Origin of the sequence: Streptacidiphilus melanogenes (assembly GCF_000787835.1) — a bacterium.
Classification (GTDB): Bacteria; Actinomycetota; Actinomycetes; order Streptomycetales; family Streptomycetaceae; genus Streptacidiphilus; species Streptacidiphilus melanogenes.
This window is the reverse complement of record NZ_BBPP01000018.1, coordinates 68977-90402: the sequence shown is the minus strand read 5'-3', so window position 1 is coordinate 90402 and position 21426 is coordinate 68977. Positions and strand designations below refer to the sequence as shown.

General features: G+C 73.1%; 16 protein-coding genes. 8 read left to right on the top strand and 8 right to left on the bottom strand.

Annotated elements, in window-relative coordinates:
- Positions 1-26: 26 nt before the first annotated feature.
- The 7 genes from lysA to TR49_RS20340 form a co-directional block, all read right to left on the bottom strand.
- Positions 27-1367 carry a diaminopimelate decarboxylase gene (gene lysA / locus TR49_RS20370; RefSeq protein ID WP_042383532.1) on the bottom strand — a complete coding sequence of 447 codons (1341 nt, stop codon included), beginning with the start codon at positions 1365-1367 and terminating at the stop codon, positions 27-29.
- 13 nt (positions 1368-1380) lie between these two features.
- A complete protein-coding gene (locus TR49_RS20365; protein WP_063770138.1) occupies positions 1381-1758 on the bottom strand; it encodes an SAV_915 family protein in 378 nt (125 codons plus the stop codon).
- A 182-nt stretch (positions 1759-1940) separates the two neighbouring features.
- Positions 1941-2549 (bottom strand): pyridoxamine 5'-phosphate oxidase family protein, encoded by a 609-nt coding sequence (locus TR49_RS20360; protein WP_236653457.1) that lies wholly within the window; start codon positions 2547-2549, stop codon positions 1941-1943.
- Between the two features lie 196 nt (positions 2550-2745).
- The gene (locus TR49_RS20355; RefSeq protein ID WP_042383529.1) at positions 2746-3276 is read right to left on the bottom strand and encodes a GNAT family N-acetyltransferase; all 531 of its coding nucleotides are present in this window, start codon (positions 3274-3276) and stop codon (positions 2746-2748) included.
- Between the two features lie 76 nt (positions 3277-3352).
- Complete coding sequence (locus tag TR49_RS20350; RefSeq protein ID WP_042383526.1) at positions 3353-4492, bottom strand: acyl-CoA dehydrogenase family protein; 1140 nt, start codon at positions 4490-4492, stop codon at positions 3353-3355.
- A complete protein-coding gene (locus TR49_RS20345; protein ID WP_042383605.1) occupies positions 4489-5295 on the bottom strand; it encodes a TIGR03084 family metal-binding protein in 807 nt (268 codons plus the stop codon). The genes TR49_RS20350 and TR49_RS20345 overlap by 4 nt, the downstream gene beginning before the upstream one ends.
- A 97-nt stretch (positions 5296-5392) precedes the next feature.
- On the bottom strand, positions 5393-6943 hold the full coding sequence (locus tag TR49_RS20340) for a long-chain-fatty-acid--CoA ligase (RefSeq protein ID WP_042383524.1): 1551 nt from the start codon (positions 6941-6943) through the stop codon (positions 5393-5395).
- Positions 6944-7110: 167 nt separating this feature from the next.
- Here TR49_RS20340 and TR49_RS20335 point away from each other — a divergent pair, with 167 nt between their 5' ends.
- The 3 genes from TR49_RS20335 (at position 7111) to TR49_RS20325 (ending at position 11428) form a co-directional block, all read left to right on the top strand.
- Complete coding sequence (locus TR49_RS20335; protein ID WP_042383603.1) at positions 7111-7740, top strand: dienelactone hydrolase family protein; 630 nt, start codon at positions 7111-7113, stop codon at positions 7738-7740.
- Positions 7741-7862: 122 nt separating this feature from the next.
- Entirely contained in the window at positions 7863-10523 is a 2661-nt protein-coding gene (locus tag TR49_RS20330; RefSeq protein ID WP_042383523.1) for an alpha/beta fold hydrolase, read from the top strand.
- Positions 10520-11428: a DUF2705 family protein gene (locus tag TR49_RS20325; protein ID WP_084725122.1), complete on the top strand. Its 909-nt coding sequence runs from the start codon at positions 10520-10522 to the stop codon at positions 11426-11428. Before TR49_RS20330 ends, TR49_RS20325 begins: the two co-directional genes overlap by 4 nt.
- 378 nt (positions 11429-11806) lie before the next feature.
- Here the strand turns inward: TR49_RS20325 and TR49_RS20320 are convergent, their stop codons facing one another.
- On the bottom strand, positions 11807-12391 hold the full coding sequence (locus TR49_RS20320) for a helix-turn-helix domain-containing protein (protein WP_042383521.1): 585 nt from the start codon (positions 12389-12391) through the stop codon (positions 11807-11809).
- Positions 12392-12470: 79 nt separating this feature from the next.
- Between TR49_RS20320 and TR49_RS20315 the strand changes: the two genes are divergently transcribed.
- From TR49_RS20315 to TR49_RS46765, 5 genes are all read left to right on the top strand, one after another.
- On the top strand, positions 12471-14060 hold the full coding sequence (locus tag TR49_RS20315; RefSeq protein ID WP_042383519.1) for an FAD-dependent oxidoreductase: 1590 nt from the start codon (positions 12471-12473) through the stop codon (positions 14058-14060).
- A 66-nt stretch (positions 14061-14126) separates the two neighbouring features.
- Entirely contained in the window at positions 14127-15173 is a 1047-nt protein-coding gene (locus TR49_RS20310; protein WP_042383518.1) for a S66 family peptidase, read from the top strand.
- Between the two features lie 82 nt (positions 15174-15255).
- Positions 15256-15990 carry an SAM-dependent methyltransferase gene (locus TR49_RS20305; protein ID WP_042383517.1) on the top strand — a complete coding sequence of 245 codons (735 nt, stop codon included), beginning with the start codon at positions 15256-15258 and terminating at the stop codon, positions 15988-15990.
- Between the two features lie 210 nt (positions 15991-16200).
- Entirely contained in the window at positions 16201-17964 is a 1764-nt protein-coding gene (locus tag TR49_RS20300; RefSeq protein WP_063770137.1) for a discoidin domain-containing protein, read from the top strand.
- Between the two features lie 25 nt (positions 17965-17989).
- Positions 17990-21424 (top strand): discoidin domain-containing protein, encoded by a 3435-nt coding sequence (locus TR49_RS46765; protein WP_084725120.1) that lies wholly within the window; start codon positions 17990-17992, stop codon positions 21422-21424.
- Positions 21425-21426 lie beyond the last annotated feature (2 nt).

Below are 21426 nucleotides of genomic sequence, written 5' to 3'. Positions count from 1 at the left end.
CCATCTCAGGTGACGGCGCTGTTCGTTCACAGCCCCACGTCGCGGCTCCGGACGTCCGCCAGCGACTCACGACGGACCAGCAGCCTCGCCGTTCCGCCCGTCACGGCCACCACCGGCGGACGGCCGACGAGGTTGTAGCCCGACGCCATCGACACGTGGTACGCGCCCGACGCCGGGACGGCGAGCAGGTCGCCGGGGCGGATGTCGGCGGGGAGTTCGACACCGGAGGCGAGTACGTCCCCGGCCTCGCAGTGGCGGCCGACGACGTCGACCGGGCGCAGCTCCGCGCTCGCGGCTCGACCGACCAGGCGCGGGGCGTAGCGCACGCCGTAGAGGGCTGGGCGCGGATTGTCGCTCATGCCGCCGTCGAAGGCGACGAAGGTGTGCCGGCCGCTGTGCTTGACCGTCAGGACCCGGTAGACCGCGACCCCGGCCGGGCCCGCGATCGCCCGGCCGGGCTCGATCAGCAGCCTGGGCTCCGGCAGGTCCACCGTCGCGCAGGCGGACCGCAGTTCGGCGCGGACGCGGGTGGCGAGCGCGCGCACGTCCAGGCCGTCCTCGCCGGGCCGGTAGGCGATGGCGTGGCCGCCGCCGAGGTCCAGCTCGGGCAGGACCACGCCGTGGGTCTGCCGGGTCACGTGCATCAGCGCGACCATGCGCCGCACGGCCTGCAGGTACGGCTTGGCGCTGTCGATCTGCGAGCCGAGGTGGCAGTGCAGACCGGCCAGCTCCAGCCGGGGCTGCTCCAGCACCCGGGCGATCGCCAGCTGCGCGGTGCCGTCGGTGCTGGAGAGGCCGAACTTCTGGTCCGCGGTGCCGGTGCGCACCGCCGGATGCGCGCCGGCGGCGATGCCGGGCGCGATCCGCAGCAGCACCCGCTGCCGCGCCCCGTGCGGCACCAGCGCCGCGATCCGGGCGATCTCCGTAGTGGAGTCGATCACGATGCGCCCGACGCCGAGCCGCAGCGCGGCCTCCAGTTCGTCCGGGCTCTTGGCGTTGCCGTGCAGCACCATGTGCTCGGCGGGGAACCCGGTGGTGACCGCGAGCTCCAGTTCGCCGCGCGAGCAGACGTCGAGCCCCAGGCCCTCCTCCTCGACCCAGTGCGCCATGGCCCGGCACAGGAACGCCTTCGCGGCGTAGTGGATCTCCGCCTCCGGGAAGGCCTCCCGGTAGAGCCGGCAGCGCGCTCGCACCTCGTCCTCGTCGACGAGGTAGACGGGGGTGCCGAAACGCTCGGCGGCCTCGGCGAGGGAGACTCCGCCCACGGTCAGGCCGCCGTCCGGAGCGGGCCGCGTGGAAGCGGGCCAGACCGGGAGCCAGGGCGCGCCCGCCTCGGGGAGACGCGGGCGAAGCAGCGTGGTCGTCATCGCGCTCTCCTCCTCAGCGTCCCGTACCGGCCGCGACGGGCCCGGCGGCCGGCGCGCCGTGCGCCCGCCACGGGTGCCAGCTGTCGGGGCCGTGCAGCGCCGCTGCGGGAGTGGCGGCCAGCTGCGGGTCCACGGTGAGCGAGGTGACGCCGAGGGCGTCGGCCATCGCACGGAGCGCGGCCTCCGCGAGCTCCACGGCGGCCTGCTCGGGACCGAGCACGCCGACGAGCAGCCGCCTGCTGGTGAAGCCGACCGCCGTGCGCGCGCCCAGCGGCGTGCGGAACAGGCGCAGCACCTCCCCCGCGGGGCCCGACCGGACCGGGACCAGCAACAGTCCGGCCGGAACGCGCTCTGCGGGCTCCGGGTCGTCCCCGTCCAGGTGGCGAGTCATCTGCGGCATCCTTCCGACGCGCGTGAGCGTGACCAGTCGTCAACCACCGGTCCGCTGCGGCGGATGCCGCGGAACCGGTGCGCCTTCGACGCTAATCCGGTCGTTCCCGCTGCTCACAGGCCGAGAGCCGGTCCTGACGCGTTCCTGACGCCGGGGGGTCCGATGTTGACGCGACGGAGGCGTCAGCGGGTCTGCAGCGCCGCGATGTGCGCGGGCAGGGCGATGCCCTCGGCCAGGTCGGGGGCCGGAACGGGGGCGCCGAAGACCGGGCGGACCGGCACGTTGCCCGCCCACAGGCCCAGCTCGGCGTCCGGGCTGTCGCCGTCCTCCGGCGGCCCTGCGGCGATCTTGACGGACGCCTCGGCGAGGTCGAGCGCGAGCAGCGCGGTGGCGGCCAGCTCCTTGCGGTTCGGCTGCCGCGCGTACTCCCACTGGCCGGGCGCGCACTGCTCGGTCAGCACACGCAGGCCCTCCAGCTTCTCGTCGTCCCCGACCAGCCGCGGCGCGCCGTAGATCATCACGCAGCGGTAGTTGATCCCGTGCTCGAACACCGAGCGGGCCAGGCTCAGACCGTCGACGTGGGTGACCGTGACGCAGACCTCCGCGCCGGGGTCCTGCCGCAGGCTGCGGCTGGCGACGGAACCGTGGAAGTACAGCGTGTCCTCGGTGGCGCCGTAACAGGTGGGCACGACCATCGGGGCGCCGTCGACGACCACGCCCAGGTGGCAGACGAAGCCGGCCGCCAGCACAGCGTCCAGATCCTCCTTACGGGTGCTGCCGTTCTCCCGCATGCGCCGATGGCGCGTCCGGTCCGTGACTGCGATTTCTGACATGCCCAGGCCTCTCAGGCAACCGTTTTCGTCCCGATCTGGCATCTGCGAAACTGAATCCGCACTACCTCATGGCAACCGTAGACGAATGCCGAAGCTCGGGGCAACGGTCCGGGGCCGCTTCTTCGCAGGTCGCGCACGCGCCCCGGGCCATGCCCTACGGCCGGTCGGCGGCCAGCAGGCCGTAGAGCAGGTCGTCGGTCCACTCGCCCTTCATCCAGGTGGCCTGGCGGCGCATGCCCTCGCGGGTGAAGCCGACACGTTCCAGGAGCGCGGCCGAACGCAGGTTGCGGGCGTCGCACTCCGCCGCGACGCGGTGGAGGCCGCGGGTCTCGAAGAGGTCGGCCAGGACGGCGCGCACCGCCTCCGTGGCGTAGCCGTGGCCCTGCCAGGCCGTGGCCAGGGTGTAGCCGATGTCGGCCTGGCGGAGGTTGTCGTGCAGGCGGACGCCTACGTCCCCGATCAGGCGGCCCTCCGCCGTCAGTTCCACCGCGTACTGGAACCAGCCCGGTTCCGTCGGCGAGCCGGCGGCGAAGGCGTGCACCCAGGCCAGCGCGGCCTCGGCCGTGACCGGCGCGGTCCAGCCCTGGTAGTGGGCGACGTCCGGATCGGAGCGGTAGGCCGCGAGCTCGGGCGCGTCCGCCTCGCGGAACCGGCGCAGGGTGAGCCTGGATGTGGCCAGCAGCATCGGGCGCCTCCTCGGGAGTCTCAAGGCTTCCTTGACGATCTCCTGGACACGCTAGGCGATGCTCCGGGCCGCCGTCTCAGGCTTTGTAGCCGAGACGACGGGCGGCCAGCCCCGTCAGGATCTCGTCGGCGCCGCCACCGATCGCCAGGATGCGCACGTCGCGGTAGTGCCGCTCGATCTCCGACTCGCGCATGTAGCCCATGCCGCCGTGGAGTTGCAGGGACTCGTGGACGACCCACTCGGCGGTCTCCACCGCGGTGTTCTTGGCGAAGCAGGCCTCGGTGACGACGTCCTCGCCCGCGATGTGCCGGGCGGCGACGTGATGGGTGTAGACGCGGGCGAGGTCGATCCGGCGGGCCATCTCCGTCAGCGTGTGCTGGACCAGCTGACGCGAGATCAGCGGGCGTCCGAAGGTGTGGCGCTGCCGCGCCCAGTCGACGGCCAGGTCGAGCGCCCGCTGCGCGGTCGCGTGCGCCTGCGCGGCGAGCGCCAGCCGCTCGGTGACGAACTGGGTGGCGATCTGGAGGAATCCGCTGTTCTCCGGTCCGACCAGGTTCGCCGCCGGTACGCGCGCGTCGGTGAACGACAGTTCGGCGGTGTCGGAGCAGTGCCAGCCCAGTTTCTCCAGCCGCCGGGTGACGGTGAAGCCCGGTGTGCCGCGTTCGACGACCAGCAGCGAGATGCCGTGGGCCCCCGCGCCGCCGGTGCGCACGGCCGTGGTGACGAAGTCGGCGCGCCAGCCGGAGGTGATGAAGGTCTTGGCGCCGTTGACGACGTAGTGGTCGCCGTCCCGGCGGGCGGTGGTGCGGATCGCGGCCACGTCCGAGCCCGCGTCGGGTTCGGTGATGCCGAGCGCGCCGATCGACTCGCCCGCGACGACGGGGCGCACGAAGCGGTCCAGCTGCCCCGGATCGCCCGCGGCGACGAGATGCGGGAGGGCGATGCCGCCCGTCAGCAGCGAGGCGACCAGGCCGCCGGAGCCGCCCGCGTGCAGGATCTCCTCGGTGACGGCGAGCGCGTCCATCAGGTCGCCTCCCCCGCCGCCGACCGCGACCGGCAGGGCGACGCCGAGCAGACCCAACGCGGCCGCGGCGCGGTGCAGTTCGCGCGGAAGCTCACCCGCCCGCTCCCAGCCGTCGAGCCGGGGCAGCACCTCCGACTTCACGAAGCGCCGGACGGTGTCCCGCAGTTGCGCGCGCTCGGGCGGCTCGTTCACGCCGTCTTCCCGGGCGTCGTGGTCGCGTCGTCCCCGCGCCCCCTGCCGGGAGGTCCGGCGAAGGCCTGGGCGATGCGCAGCCAGGCGTCGGCGTCCGGGCCGACGGCGAGCAGGGAGGTGTCGCCGCGGTCGCGGCGCTGGGTGACGACGAGGCAGAACTCGAGGGCGTCCCCGCTCACCCGCTGCTCGGCATCCTCGGGGCCGAAGGCCCAGAGCTCGCCGGCGGGCCCGCGCAGCTCGACGCGGAACTCGGCGGCGGGCGGCGTCAGTCCGTGCACGCCGAAGGCGAAGTCCCGGGTGCGGACCCCGAGCCGGGCGATGTGGCGCAGCCGCTCGCTGGGCTCGGGGGCCAGTCCGAACGCTTCGCGGACGTCGAGCCCGTGCGCCCAGGTCTCCATCAGCCGGGCGGTGGCCATCGACGCGACGCTCATCGGCGGTCCGTACCACGGGAACTTGGCGCGCGGCTCGGCCTTCGCCAGGGCGTCGGCGAGCGCCGCGCGTCCCGTACGCCACTCGGCCAGCAGCTGCGCGGCGGGCTTGCGGGCCTGCTCGCACGCGGCGGCGTCGACGTAGTCCGCGCCGCCCGCGAGGGCGTGCCGCAGTTCCTCGCCGAACTCCTGCGGCGCCCGGACGGAGACCAGCGCCTTTCCGTCCGTCCAGGCCAGATGGCCGATCTGGTGCGCCACCGTCCAACCGGCGGCGGGGGTCGGGGCGGCCCAGTCGAGCCCGTCCCGGCCCACCAGGTCGTCGAGCGCTTGCGATTCGGCGTGCAGGTCCGCGAGGACCTGCACGGCGGCGTCCACCACCTCGTCGCCTCCCTTCGGCGTCGAAGCGACGATGGCACCGCCGCGAGAAAAAATCAATGGTGCTTGATTCTTTCGGGCGACCCCACACCGTGCGTCACGCCCCGGCGAAGCGCTCGCGCAGCACCCGCTTGAGGATCTTGCCGGTCGGGTTGCGCGGCAGCTCGTCCAGGAAGAGCACGATGCGCGGCTTCTTGTACGAGGCGATCCGCTCCCGGGCGAAGGCGATCAGCTCCGCCGGGCTCACCGCCTCCGCGCCCGGACGCAGCACCACCGCGGCGGTGACCGCCTCGCCCCAGCGCTCGTCGGGCGTGCCGAACACGGCCACGTCCAGGACCGCCGGGTGCTCGGCGAGGGCGGCCTCCACCTCGACCGGGTAGACGTTCTCGCCGCCCGTGATCACCATGTCCTTGATCCGGTCGGTGATGAAGAGATAGCCCTCCTCGTCGAGGTAGCCCGCGTCGCCGGTGCGGAGCCAGCCGTCCTCGGTGAACAGACGGGCGTTCTCCTCCGGGCGGCGCCAGTAGCCGGGGGTGACGTAGTGGGAGCGGGTGCAGATCTCGCCCACCGCGCCGGTCGGCAGCGGCTCGCCGGTCGCCGGGTCGGCGACGCGGACCTCGACGTCGGGGCGGGTGTTCCCGGCCGAGCGCAGCAGACGGGCCCTGGGGCCGTCGGGGTCGTGGTCCTCGGGCAGCAGCCGGGTGGCGCTGCCTGCCGTCTCCGTCTGGCCGTAGATCTGCAGGAAGCCGCAGCCGAACACCTGGATCGAGCGCCGCAGCAGCACGGGCGTGATCGGCGAGGCGCCGTAGGCGATCAGGCGCAGCGCGGAGAAGTCGCGCGCGGCGATGTCCGGCAGCGAGGTGAGCATGTGCAACACGGCCGGGACGAAGAAGGTGTGACTGATTCGCCGCTGCTCGATCAGCTCGACGACGCGCTGCGGGACCAGGTCCGGCACGGCGACCGTGTGCGCGCCCGCGACCAGGGCCTGGACCAGCCATCCGGCCCCGGCGATATGGAAGAACGGCATCGCGTTCATGCTCACCGAGTGCTGGTCCCAGCCCAGTTCACGCACGAGGTGGTCACCGGCGTCGAGGTTGCCGAGCGTGAGCCGGACGCCCTTGGGCTGCCCGGTCGTGCCGGAGGTGTAGAGCTGGAGGCAGACGGTCTCCCCCTCTCCGTCGCCGCCACCGCCCGGGTCCGTGTCGGACGCGGCGGCCAGCAGGGTCTCGTAGTCGAGTTCGTCCGGGCCCGGCGTGCCGTCCACGACGAGGGGCGCCTTGGGCAGCACGGCCCGTATCGCCCGTGCACCGGGCAGGAACTCCTCCTGCGTGAGCACGGCCGCGAACTCGGCGTCCCGCGCGACCGCCGCCAACTCGGGCTCCGCCAGCCGCCAGTTGAGCGGCACCGCCACCAGGCCGGCCTTCGCGCAGGCGAGCAGGAGCTCGGCCGTGAGCACCCCGGGCCGTGCCAGGCAGCCGACACGCGCACCCGCCTGCAGGCCGCCCTCGCGGAGCAGCGCCTGCGCGAGGCGGTTGGCGCGCGCGTCCAACTCGCGGTAGCTGACGGTTCGTTCGTCCTCGGTCACGGCAGGCGCGCCGGGGCGTCGGGCGGCGTGTTGGCGTACGGCGTCGGGCAGGTACGGGCCCATGCGGGTCCCCCCTCGTCGTCGGCGGTGCACAGTGGGGCTGGATCGCTGCGGAGCGCTGGGGCGGAGCGGAGCTAGGAGCGTCGCACGCGCGGCGCCACGCGTGGAACCCACCGGACGGATCAATCCGTGCCGCGGGTGGCACAGGGCGCGGGACGGCATCGGCGATGATGGACAGGCACCCGTCCAGCCTGCGAAGGAAGCCGTCCGTGGCCCAGATCGTCCTCTTCCACTCCACCTACGGCCTGCGCCCGGCCGTCCACGCCGCGGCTGAACGGCTGAGCGCCGCCGGACACGTCGTGCACACCCCGGACCTCTTCGACGGCCGGACCTTCGACGACGTCGAGTCGGGCCTGGCCTACGCGGACGAGATCACCCGCGACGAACTGCTGCGCCGCGCGGTCACGGCGGTCGCCCCGCTGCTGGCCTCGGACGGTCCGGGCCTGGTCTACGCCGGCTTCTCGCTCGGCGGGGCGATCGCCCAGAACCTCGCCCTCGCCGACGAGCGCGCCCGGGGCCTGCTGCTCCTCCACGGCACCTCCGACATCCCGGAGGACGCGGCCACCTCGATCCCGGTGCAGCTCCACGTCGCCGAGCCCGACGTCTACGAGACGGAGGACTGGCTGAACGCCTGGTACCTGCTGATGACCCGCGCGGGCGCGGACACCGAGATCCACCGCTACCGCGGCGCGGGCCACCTCTACACCGACCCCGATCTCCCGGACTACGACGCGGACGCCGCGGAGCGGACCTGGGCGATCGCCCTCGACCTCCTCGCGGAGCTGGACGAGCAGGACTGAGCTCCCCGCACGGAGGGGCACGTCCTCGGGTGGGTGATCGTTGTGCCTACGATGCCTGGCGGCGGTGCGGTCCGTGCCCGCCTCGGAGCCGAAGGGACCTGCTCGTGCCGCTGAGAGCCCCCATGCCGCGGCGGTGGGCCGCCGCGGTCGTGGCCGCGCTGATCGTCGTGGGCGGCGGGACGGCCGTCGCCGCCGGTGACGGCGGCGCGCCTGCCGTCCGGGAGCAGGACCGGGTGTTCTCGATGCCCGAGACGCCCGGGAGCGGCAGCACCGTACGGATCGACACCGCGTACTTCACCACCGGCGACGCCACCCCGCGGCCCGCGGTGCTGCTCGCCCACGGGTTCGGTGGCAGCAAGGACGACATGGCCGGGGAGGCGCGGTACCTCGCGCAGCACGGCTACCGGGTGATGACGTGGTCCGCCCGCGGCTTCGGGAAGTCGACCGGGGCCATCGGCCTGGACGCGCCCGACCGCGAGGTCGCGGACGTGCAGCGGCTGGTCGACTGGCTCGGGCACCGCCCGGACGTGCTGCAGGACGGACCCGACGACCCGCGCGTGGGGATCGCGGGCGGCTCATACGGCGGGGCGATCGCGTTGCTGACCGCCGGTCACGACAAGCGGGTCGACGCCATCGCGCCGCAGATCACCTGGTGGGACCTCGGGCAGGCGCTCTTCCCGAACGGCGTCTTCAAGAAGCTCTGGTCCGGCGTCTTCTTCACCAGCGGCGGCGGCAGCGACTGCCGGTTCACCGCGCAGCTGTGCCAGTTCTACCAGCGCGCCGCGCTGTCCGGGACGGCCGATCCCGCCGGGCTGGCGCTGCTGAAGCAGTCCAGCCCCGACTCCGTCGCCGGCAGCATCCGGGTGCCCACGCTGATCACGCAGGGTCAGAACGACTCGCTCTTCCCGCTCAGCCAGGGCGACGCGATGGCGCGGGCCATCGCCGCGAACGGCGCGCCCGTCGCCGTGGACTGGTTCTCCGGTGGTCACGACGGCGGCGACCAGGAGAGCGCCCGGACCCAGGCGCGCACGCTGGCCTGGTTCGACCGCTACCTGAAGCACGACAAGGCGGTGGACACCGGCCCCGCGTTCCGGGTCACCCGGACCGGCGGCGTCTCGGTCTCGGCCGGGCAGGTGGTCCAGTTCGGGGCGAGCGCGAACAGCTACCCGACCCTGGCGGGCACCTCACGCCGCAGCGTGATCCTTGACGGGCGTCCGCAGGCGGTCGCCAACCCGGCGGGCGGGATGCCGCCGGCCGTCTCGTCCGTGCCCGGGCTCGGGGGCGCGCTGTCGCAGCTCAGCGGGCTGGTCGGGGGGAGTCTGCCGATCAGCTCGGACCTGCCGGGCCAGTACGCCGCGTTCGAGTCCGCGCCGCTGGACAGCGCGTTGCAGCTGACCGGCGCGCCCAGCGTCAAGGTCACCGTCGACACCGGCGGCACCGCCCCGGCGGTCCTCTTCGCCAAGCTCTACGACGTCTCGCCGGACGGCAGCAGCGTGCTGCCGCACCAGCTGGTCACCCCGCTGCGGGTCACCTCCTCCGGCACGGTGGACGTGCAGCTCCCGGCCGTGGACCACGACTTCGCCGCCGGTCACCGGCTGCGTCTCGTCCTGGCCTCGACCGACCTCGGCTACTCCTCGCCCGCCGCGCCGGCGACGTACCAGGTCTCGCTGCCCGCCGCCGACCCGCTCACGCTGCCCATGGACACCGCGCTGCGCAACGACCGGACGCCGCTGCCCGCCTGGGTGTGGCTGCTGCCGCTCAGCGCGGCCGCGGTCGCGGCCGCGCTGGTGCTGACGGGCGTGGGCGCGCGCCGTCGCCGCCGGGCCGGGCAGGCCACGGACCCGGAGCTCGCGGCGTCGCCGCTGGTCGTGGCCGGGCTGTCCAAGCGCTACCACGGCTCGGCCGACCGCTACGCCGTCAAGGACCTGTCGTTCCGGGTCGAACGCGGCCAGGTGCTGGGTCTGCTCGGCCCGAACGGCGCGGGCAAGACCACGACGATGCGGATGCTGATGGGCCTGATCCGCCCGGACGCGGGCAGTGTCCACCTCTTCGGGCAGTCGGTCGCGGCGGGCGCGCCGGTGCTGTCACGGGTGGGCGCGTTCGTCGAGGGCGCGGGCTTCCTGCCGCACCTGAGCGGCCGGGCCAACCTGGACCTGTACTGGCAGGCCACCGGCCGCCCCGCCGAGGACGCGCACGTCGCGCGGGCGCTGGAGATCGCCGACCTCGGCGAGGCGCTGGAACGCCCGGTGCGGACGTACTCGCAGGGCATGCGGCAGCGCCTGGCCATCGCCCAGGCCATGCTCGGCCTGCCGGACCTGCTGATCCTGGACGAGCCGACCAACGGTCTGGACCCGCAGCAGATCCGCGAGATGCGCGCGGTGATCACCCGCTACGCGTCCGGCGGCCGCACGGTGATCGTCTCCAGCCACCTGCTCTCCGAGGTCGAGCAGACCTGCACCCACCTGGTCGTGATGACCCAGGGCCGGCTGCTCGCGGCCGGCCCGGTCGCCGAGATCACCGGGAACGACGACGAACTGCTGGTCGGCACGGGCGAGATGAGCGCCGGGGCGCGGGACGGTGTGATCGCCAAGCTGACGTCGCTCGACGGCGTCGCCTCCGTCACCGCCGCGACCGACGAGCCGGGCCTGCTGGTCCGCCTGGACGGCCTCGCCGTCCCCGAGCTCCTCGCCGAACTGCTGCGCCTCGATGTGCCGGTGGAGCGGGTCGGCCCGCACCGCCGGCTCGAGGACGCCTTCCTGACCCTCACCGGAGAGCGCGCATGAGCACCGAGACCGACACCGGGACCGTTCACGCCGAGGCCGACGCGCGGGCCGCTTCCGGCTCGTCCGGCGCCGCCGCGGGCTACCGGCCCTCGCGCACGCTGCCGCTGCGCGTCGAGGCGCGCCGCCAGCTGTCGCGCCGCCGCACCTCGATCGTGTTCGGCGTGATGGTCGCACTGCCGGTGATCGTCTGGGCCGCGCTCGCCGTCGGCGGCACGCCCTCCGGCCGGGACGGCAGCCCCTCGCTGATCCAGGCGGCCACCTCCTCGGGCGTCAACTTCGCCTTCGCGGTGCTCTTCATGGCCAGCGGCTTCCTGCTGAGCGTGCCGGTGGCGCTGTTCTTCGGCGACACGATCGCCTCCGAGGCGAGCTGGTCCTCGCTGCGCTACCTGCTGGCCGCCCCCGTGCCGCGGGCGCGGCTGCTGCTCGCCAAGCTCGCGGTGGCCCTGGGCTTCAGCGCCGTCGCGGTGCTGGTGCTGCCGCTGGTCGCGCTCGGCGTCGGCACGGCCGCGTACGGCTGGGGCGACCTGCACCTGAGCCTGGCCGGCTCGTTGCCGGCGGGCACGGCGACGGGGCGGCTGGCCCTGGTCGCCGTCTACCTGTTCGTCTGCGAGCTCTCCATCGCCGGCTTCGCGCTGTGGATGTCGACGCTGACGGACGCCCCGCTGGGCGCCGTCGGCGGCGCGGTGGGCCTGGCCATCCTGTCCGGGATCCTGGACAACATCACCGCGCTCGGCTCCCTGCGCAGCTTCCTGCCCACGCACGGCATGTACGCCTGGGTCGACGTCCTCCAGCCGAACCCGGACTGGACCGGCATGATCGAGGGCGTCTCGATCGCGCTCTCGCTGGCCCTGGTCTTCGGCGCGCTGGCGTTCCGCCACCTCCGGGCGAAGGACATCGTGTCCTGACGGGAGCAGGAGCGGAGCGAAGAGGCAGGCACATCGGGGCCGGGACTCCGCCCCTCCGCCCCCGCCTGTCGACCCTGCCGGGCGCCACCACCAGGTGGCGCCGGTCCCACGCGCTACGGCCCGAACCGCCGCAGTCGGGGCGGCGCGAGGAGCCGGGCCTGGGCCGGGCTTCGGCCCTCCGCCTCGCCCCCACCGCGTGGCATCAACCAGGTGGCGTCCACCAGACCGAACCGCCGCCGATCGGGAGCAGCGCGAGGAGCCGAGCCTGGGGGCCGGACTTCCGCCGCTCCGCGCCGCGGGCCGGGCCTCAGGCGTGGAGTCCGCAGCGTGGTGCCGCCAGGCGAGCGCCGCGATCGGAGGGCGCGGCCGCCGGTCCGGTTACTCCGCCGACTTGCGGGGCTGCGCGCGGACGTGGATGCGTTCGCCCTGGGGGCCGAAGAGGCTGAGCACCTCGACGGGCGCGACGCCCGTGCTGCCGAACCAGTGCGGGAGGCGGGTGTCGAACTCCGCGGCCTCGCCCGCCTTCATCACCAGGTCGTGGTCGGCCAGGACCAGCCGCAGTTCGCCCGCGAGGACGTAGAGCCACTCGTAGCCCTCGTGGGTGCGCAGGTCGGGCTCGCAGCGCTCGGGCGGGACGATCATCTTGAAGGCCTGGACGCCGCCCGGGTTGTGCGTCAACGCCATGATCGTCGCGCCGTGCCGCTGCACCGGCTTCAGCCGCACACGCGGGTCGCCGACCTCGGGCGCACCCACGAGCTCGTCCAGCGGCACCTGGTGCGCCCGGGCCAGCGGCAGCAGCAGCTCCAGCGTCGGCTTGCGCTCGCCGGACTCCAGCCGGGACAACGTGCTGACGGAGATGCCGGTGGCGTCCGCGAGCCGCGCGAGCGTCGTGCCGCGCTTGCGGCGCAGCTCCCGCAGCCGCGGGCCGACCAGGGCCAGCACCTCGGCGTCGTCGTTTGCCATATCGGCAAGTTTACTTTGCCGATCGGCACGGCCCGGCGCACGGTGGACGCCACAACCGCAGGGGCGAGAGGAGATCCCGGTGAACGAGGCGTACGACGTGGTCGTGGTGGGCGGCGGCGCGGCCGGACTGAGCGGGGCGGTGACACTCGCGCGGGCGCGCCGCTCGGTGCTGGTGGTCGACGCCCGGCGGCCGCGCAACGCGCCCGCCGGGCACGTCCACGGCTACCTGGGCCGCGAGGGCACGCCGCCCGGCGAGCTGCTGGCCACGGCCCGCGCCGAACTGGCGGGCTACGGAGGTGAGTTCGCCGTCGGCACGGTCACCTCCGCGGCGAAGGACGGCGAGGGGTTCGTCGTCGTCGTCGAGACGGCGGACGGCGGCGCGCGCGAGCTGCGGACGCGGCGCCTGCTGGTGACGACGGGCCTGGTCGACGAGCTGCCCGAGGTGCCGGGACTGGCCGAACGCTTCGGCAAGGACGTGCTGCACTGCCCCTACTGCCACGGCTGGGAGGTCCGCGGCCGACGCGTCGGCGTCCTCGCGACCGGCCCGGTCGCCTGGCACCACGCGGAGCTGTGGCGGCAGTGGAGCGACCACGTGATCGTGCTGCGGCACGGCGTCGAGGTCCCTGACGCGGTGCAGGCCGAGCGGCTCGCCGCGCGCGGCATCCACGTCACGGACGGCCCCGTCGCGTCGGTCGAGGCGGACGCGGATCACCTGACCGGAGTCCGGCTGGCCTCAGGCGAGTTCGTCCCGCTCGACGCGCTCGTCGTGGCGACGCGCATGACGGCACGGGCAGGGCTGTTGGACTCCCTCGACCTGCGGCCGGTCCCGGTCGAGTTCGGCGGCGAGGTCGTCGGAAGCCGGGTCCCGGCCGACCCGACCGGCGCCACCGAGGTGCCGGGCGTCTGGGTGGCAGGCAACGTCGCCGACGTCAGCGCCCAGGTCGTCGTCTCCGCGGCGGCGGGACTGCGGGCCGGTGCAATGATCAACGCGGACCTGGTCGCGGCGGACACCCGTGACGCGGTCGAGGCCTACCGGGAGCTGCAGCGCACCCACTTCGAGCAGGACGCCTGGGAGGACCGCTACCGCTCCCGCCCCACCCTGTGGAGCGGCAACCCCAACCCGCAACTCGTCGCCGAGGCGGCTTCCCTGGCACCGGGCCGCGCGCTCGACGTCGGCAGCGGCGAGGGCGCGGACGCGATCTGGCTCGCTGCACGCGGCTGGCAGGTCACGGGCACGGACATCTCCACGGTCGCCCTCGCCCGGGCCGCCGAGCACGCGCGGGCGGCAGGCGGGCAGATCGCGGACCGCATCACCTGGTCCCACGCCGACCTGCGCGACGCCCCGCCGGCGAACGGCGGGTACGAGCTGGTCACGGCGCAGTTCATGCACCTGCCGACCGGGCCGCGTCGCGCCGTCTTCGCCGCGCTCGCAGACGCCGTGGCTCCCGGCGGCACCCTGCTGATCGTCGGTCACCACCCCAAGGACAAGCGCGACGGCGGCGGCCCGGGGGTCTACCTCGACATGATGTACACCCCGGAGCAGGTGGCGGCCGACCTGGACCCGGCCCGCTGGGAGATCCGCGCCGAGACCCGCGCCCGGCAGGCGGTGGACCCGGACGGCAAGGAGATCACCGTGCACGACGCGGTCGTGGCGGCCCGGCGACGGTGAAGCCGCATCGTGCCGGGCCGGAAAACAGACGGACGGTCCGGGGGCGGTCCTCGTAGCATCCACCGCATGCGTACCGTCCTGTCTCCGCTGCCCAAGCTCTCGCCCGGCGACGCCGTCGCCGTCGTCTCGCCCTCTGCCGGACTGCCCGGGCTCTTCCCCGCGCCGTACGAGCTGGGTCTGCGGAGGCTGGCGGAGGACTTCGGGCTGGCGCCGGTCGAGTACGAGGCGACGCGGAGGATGGGCGCGACGCCGCAGGAGCGGGCCGCGGACCTGCACGCCGCCTTCGCGGACCCGCGGATCAAGGCGGTCTTCGCCAGCATCGGCGGGGACGACCAGATCCGGGTGCTGCCGCACCTCGACAAGGAGTTGCTGCGCGCGAACCCCAAGCCGTTCTTCGGCTACAGCGACAACACCAACCTGCTCGCGCTGCTGTGGAACCTCGGCGTGCCCGGCTACCACGGCGGTTCGGTGATGACGCAGTTGGGCCGCCCGTCCGCGATGCACCCGCAGACCGCCGACACGCTGCGGGCCGCGCTCTTCGAGCCCGGCCCGCGCGTGCTGACCCCGCCCGAGCGGGTCGACACCGTCCTCGGGGACTGGGCCGACCCCGGCACCTTCGAGCGGGAGGCTTCGAGCGAGCCGGCCGGACCGTGGCTCTGGCACCGCGCCGACCGGCGCGTCCAGGGCCGGACCTGGGGCGGCAACCTGGAGATCCTCTCCTGGCTGCTGATGGCGGACCGCGAGATCCTGCCGCCGGACGCCTACGAGGGCTGTGTACTGCTGCTGGAGACCTCCGAGGAGATGCCGGCCGCCGCCGAGGTCTACCGGGTCCTGCGCAGCATGGGCGAGCGCGGGCTGCTGCGCCGCTTCCCCGCGCTGCTGATGGGCCGGGCGAAGGCGTGGAACTTCGACCGGCGGCTCGACGCCGGGCAGCGCGCGGCCTACCGCAGGGAGCAGCGCGAGGCGGTGCTGCGCGCGCTCGCGGAGTACGCCCCCGACACGATGGCCGTCCTCGACGTCGACTTCGGGCACACCGACCCGCAGCTGGTGCTCCCCTACGGCGGTCTGCTCACCGTGGACGGCCCGGCTCGGGAGATCACCGCCCACTACTGAACCCCGGACGGTGTCTCGAAATCCGTTCGAGGCGAGGGAAATCGACGTGACGCGGGCCGCGGGCCCGTGTCACCCTCCGCCGGTGAAACGAGAACTGCTCTCCCTCATCGCCCACACCGACCATCCGATCGCGGCGCCGCTGACGGACGAGTCCGTCTCCGCGCTGCTGGACCGCGCCGTCCCCCGCGAGGACGCCCGCGTCCTCGACCTCGGCTGCGGCAGCGGCGAGTGGCTGCTGCGCGCGCTGGCCCGCTTCCCGCGGCTGCGCGCCGTCGGGGTGGACCTCTCGGCGGCCGCCCTCGCCGAGGCCCGCGAGCGGGCCGGGAAGCTCGGCGTCGCCGACCGGCTCACCCTGCACGAGCAGGACGCCAACGACTTCACCGACCCGGACGGCTTCGACCTGGTCCTGTGCGTCGGTACGGCCCACGCCTTCGACGGCCTCCCCGGCACACTCGCCGCCACGGCGCGCCACCTCACCCCCGGCGGCCGCCTCCTCGTCGGCGACGGCTACTTCGAGCGAGAGCCCACCGCGGAGGCCAAGGAGATGCTCGGCGACTCCGGCGACCTCAAGACGGTCATGCGGCAGGTCACCGCCGCCGGCCTGGTCCCCGTCCACGCCCACCTCAGCACGCGCCACGAACTCGACGCCTACGAGTGGGCCTGGACCGGCTCCCTGGCCGCCTGGGCGTTGGACCACCCGGACGACCCGGACCGCGCCCGGGCGCTGGAGGTGTCGGCCGTCCACCGCGACGAATGGCTCACCGTCTACCGCGACACCTGGGGGTTCGTCACCCTGGTGCTGCGGCCACTCGGCTGAGCCGACGCGGGGCGTACGTTCCCTCGACCGCGCGCGGCTGACGCACCGACAACTCGCGTGCCGCACACGGGTCGAGAGAACGCTCTCGGGCCTTGACATGGACTGCGCGGCTCCTCACACTGCTCGTGCGAGAGAGCGCTCTCTCAGACGCCCCCCTCACTCTCGCTGCGCGTTCCACCCACCCCGCACGCGCGCCTGAGGAGCCGCCGCATGTCCGGATCGTCTTCGCCAACCCTCGCCCGCGGGAGAGCGCTTCGCGCGCTTCTCGCCGTCTCCGCCCTGCTCGCCGGCCTGTTGCTGGCACTCAGCCAGGCGCCGCCCGCCCACGCCGCGGCGACGCTGCTCTCGCAGGGCAAGGCCGCCACCGCCTCGTCCACCGAGAACGCCGGGACACCGGCCACGGCGGCCTTCGACGGCAACGCCGGCACCCGCTGGTCCAGCCAGTTCAGCGACCCCCAGTGGCTCCAGGTCGACCTCGGCGCGAGCGCGAGCATCAGCCAGGTCGTCCTCCAGTGGGAGACCGCCTACGCGACCGCCTTCCAGATCCAGGTGTCCGACGACGCCGCGAACTGGACCACGGTCTACTCCACCACCACCGGCACCGGCGGCACGCAGACCCTGAACGTCACCGGCACCGGCCGCTACGTCCGGATGTACGGCACCGCCCGGGCCACCCAGTACGGCTACTCCCTGTGGGAGTTCCAGGTCTACGGCGCACCGTCCGCCACCGGCGGCTGCGGCACCACGAACGCGGCGCTGAACCGGCCCGCCACCGCCTCGTCCACCGAGAACGCCGGGACGCCTGCCTCGGCGGCCGTCGACGGCAACGCAGGCACCCGCTGGTCCAGCCAGTTCAGCGATCCGCAGTGGCTCCAGGTCGACCTCGGCACCAGCCAGACCGTGTGCCAGGTGGTGCTCCAGTGGGAGACCGCCGCCGGAAAGGCGTACCAGGTCCAGGTCTCCGACGACGCGACGAACTGGACCACGATCTACTCCACCACCACCGGCGCGGGCGGCACCGAGAGCCTGAGCGTGAACGGCACCGGCCGCTACGTCCGCGTGTACGGCACCGCCCGCACCACCCAGTACGGCTACTCCCTGTGGGAGTTCCAGGTCTTCACCACCGGCTCCAGCGGCTCCGGTGGCGGGACGGGCGATCCGTTCTGGGGCGACACCAGCACGATCCCGCCCGCGCAGAACGTGCTGATGGTCAAGGTGCTGAACCGCACCGACGGCGCCTACCCGGACAGCCAGGTGTACTGGAGCTTCGACGGGCAGACGCACTCCGTCGCCGAGCAGCCGTACCTCGACATGCCCGCCAACTCCTCGGGCCGGATGTACTTCTACCTCGGCTCGCCGAACAGCAAGTACTTCGACTTCATCGAGTTCACCGTCGGCGCCGGGGTGTTCAACGGCAACACCACCCGGGTCGACGCCTGGGGCCTGCCGATCGCGATGCGGCTGCACGCCTCCGACGGCTACGACGTCCAGGTCGGCGACACGCAGCAGGTCTTCGACGAGAGCCGCACCCAGGTGTTCTCGGACTTCCAGAGCGCCGTGCCGCAGGAGTTCAAGGTGCTGGCGCAGACGCAGGCGCCCTACCGGATCATCGCGCCCGGCAGCGACCCGAGTTTCCAGACGGGCGGCGTGAACGCGAACTACTTCACCGCGTACGCCAATTCGGTCGGCGTCAACGAGACCACCTCGAACATCTTCGGCTGCGCCGGAACGCTGGCGAGCAACGCCGCCGAGTGCGCGGCGCTCAACCGCCATGTGGCGACGCTGCCGCAGGCCCAGTGGTCCGACCCGAGCCAGTACTACCAGGGGGCTCCGGCCAACTACTACGCCAAGTTCTGGCACGACCACGCGATCAACGGGCTGGCCTACGGCTTCCCGTACGACGACTACGCGGGGCAGTCCTCGTACATCTCGCACGCGAACCCGCAGTGGCTCGAAGTGGCCGTCGGCTACTGAGCACCCCGACAGAGCGAGGAATGCCATGAACGCACGCTCCCCGGGGTTCACCCCGGTCACCAAAGGCGCCGTCAGATCGATGTGGACGGCGACCCTCACCGTCCTGGCCCTGCTCACCGCCCTGTTCACCGCCGCAGCGCCGGCCGCGCACGCGGCCGGGGCGCTGCTGTCGCAGGGCAGGACCGCCACCGCCTCGTCGGTCAACGCCGGCAACGCCGCCGCCAACGCGGTGGACGGCAACACCGGCACGCGCTGGGAAAGCGCCTGGAGCGACCCGCAGTGGCTCCAGGTGGACCTCGGCGCCAGCTCCACCATCAGCCAGGTCGTGCTCCAGTGGGAGACGGCGTCGGCCAAGGCCTACCAGATCCAGGTCTCGGACGACGGGTCGAACTGGACGTCCATCTACTCCACCACCACCGGCACCGGCGGCACCGAGACGCTGAACGTCACCGGCACCGGTCGCTACGTGCGCATGTACGGCACCGCACGCACCACCCAGTACGGCTACTCCCTCTGGGAGTTCCAGGTGTACGGCACGTCGGGCACGGGCGGCGGTTCTTCCTGCGGGACCCAGAACGCCGCTCTGGACCAGCCCGCCACCGCCTCGTCCACCGAGAACGCCGGCACCCCGGCCTCGGCTGCCGTCGACGGCGACGCCGGGACCCGCTGGTCGAGCGCGTTCAGCGACCCGCAGTGGCTGGAGGTCGATCTGGGCACGACCCTGACGATCTGCCAGGTCGTGCTGAACTGGGAGACCGCCTACGCGAGCGCCTTCCAGATCCAGACCTCGACCGACAACACCAACTGGACCAGCATCTACTCCACCACCACCGGCACCGGCGGCACCCAGACCCTGAACGTCACCGGCACCGGCCGCTACCTCCGCATGTACGGCACCGCCCGTGCCACCGGTTACGGCTACTCCCTGTGGGAGATGCAGGCCTTCACCGGCGGGAGCGGCAACTCGGGTGGCGGCGCGGGCAACTGCGGAACCACCAACGCCGCCCTGGGGCACCCCGCCACCGCCTCCTCGATCCAGGACGGCAATCCGGCGTACGACCCCTTCTACGCCACCGACGGCAGCACCCTGACCCGCTGGTCGAGCGCGTCCTCGGACCCGCAGTGGATCGAGGTCGACCTCGGCGGGAGTCTGCCGATCTGCCAGGTGGTGCTCCAGTGGGAGAACGCCTACGCCTCGGGGTTCCAGCTCCAGACCTCGACCGACAACACCAACTGGACCAGCATCTACTCCACCACCACCGGCACCGGCGGCACCCAGACCCTGAACGTCACCGGCACCGGCCGCTACGTCCGCATGTACGGGACGGCACGCGGCACGGGCTACGGCGACTCGCTCTGGGAGTTCTCCGTCTACACGGTCGGGAACCAGACCGTCACCATCCCGCCACCCCCGCCGCAGCCGGCACCGGGCACCTGCCCGTGGATCAACGAACCGAACGTCGCCGTCCCGACCCGCGTCGCCCAGCTCATGGGCGCGATGACGCAGGACCAGAAGGACGCGATGCTCTACGGCGACGGCTCGAACGTCTACATCGGGCAGATCGCCGCCCAGCCCTCGCTGTGCATCCCGAGCGTCAACCTCGAGGACGGGCCCAGCGGCGTGGGCGACGGCCTCGGCGGGGTCACCCAGTTCCCCGACGGTGAGGTGTCCGCGGCCACCTTCGACACCGACTACGAGCACAGCTTCGGCGTGGCGGCCGGCCAGGAGTTCGCGGGCAAGGGTGTGAACGTCTCCCTCGGGCCGACGATCAACATGGTGCGGGACCCGCGCTGGGGCCGCGCGTACGAGACCTTCGGCGAGGACCCGTACCTCACCGGCGAGATCGTGAGCGCCGACGTCCAGGGCATGCAGAGCCAGGACGTGATGGCCGAGGTCAAGCACGCGGCCGCGTACAACATCGAGCAGCCGTCCGCGCCCGGCAACGAGATCATCGACCAGCGCACGCTCCAGGAGATCTACCTGCCGGGCTTCCAGACCGCCATCGAGAAGGGCGGCGCGGCGGCGCTCATGTGCGGGTACAGCATGGTGAACGGCAACTACTCCTGCCAGAACCCGGCCGTCGAGAACGTCCCGATGTACCAGCAGGCGGGCTTCCAGGGTTTCATCACCTCGGACTGGGGCGGCATCCACTCCACCGTGCCGTCGGCCAACGCCGGCGAGACCGTCGAGATGCCCTTCGGCGGCTTCTTCGCCTCGTCGCTGGAGCAGGCCGTCGCGGCGGGCCAGGTCACCCAGGCCACCTTCGACTCGATGGTGTCCCGGGTGCTGACCCAGATGTTCCGCTTCGGCATGTTCGACAAGGCGCCGAGCGGCTCGACCACCGCGATCGTCGCCACGCCCGCCCACCGCGCGGTGGCGCTGCGCGGGGACGAGGAAGGGACGGTGCTGCTGAAGAACAACGGCGTCCTGCCGCTCAACCCCGGCGGCAGCGAGTCCATCGCGGTCATCGGCACCGACGCGAGCTCGGGGGCGATCACCGGCGGCGCCGGCAGCGGCAGCGCCACCAGCACCGGCACCTACGACCCGCTGTACAGCATCCAGCAGCGCACCGCCGGGACGAACATCAAGGTTGGCTACGACGACGGCTCGAACCAGGCCTCCGCGGTCGCGCTCGCGCAGTCCTCGAACGTGGCGATCGTCTTCGCGGCGGACAACTACGGACACGAGGAGTCCGACAACACCTCGCTCAACCTGCCGAACAACCAGGACGCGCTGATCTCCGCGGTCGCCGCGGCCAACCCGAACACGATCGTCGTGCTCAACGACAACTCGGCGATCCTGATGCCGTGGCTGAACCAGGTCGCGGGGGTCTTCGAGGGCTTCTACCAGGGCCAGGAGTTCGGCCAGGCCATCGCGGCGCTGCTCTTCGGCGACGTGAACCCCTCGGGGCACCTGCCGATCACCTTCCCGACCTCGCTGTCGCAGGTGCCGGCGAACACGGCCGCGCAGTGGCCGGGCGTCAACGGCACGGTGCAGTACTCCGAGGGGCTCGACATCGGGTACCGGTGGTACGACGCGAACAACGTGACGCCGCTGTTCCCGTTCGGCTTCGGCCTGTCGTACACCAGCTTCGCGTTCAGCAACCTGCAGGTGGGGGCGGTGACCAACGGCCAGGCGACGGTGACGGCCACGGTCACGAACACCGGGAGCAGGGCCGGGACGGAGGTGGCGCAGCTGTACGTCGGCGATCCGGCCCCGGCCGGTGAACCGCCGCACCAGCTCAAGGGGTTCTCGCGGATCACGCTGAACCCCGGCGCGTCCGGCACGGTCACGTTCACGGTGACGGCCCACGATCTGGCCTCGTGGGACACCGGGAGCGGGCACTGGGTCGCCGGGGCGGGGAACTACCAGATCCTCGTCGGTGACTCGTCACGCAACCTGCCGCTGTCGGGCGGCCTGACGCTCGGCTCGGCGATCACGGCCGACGCGATGGACTAGCG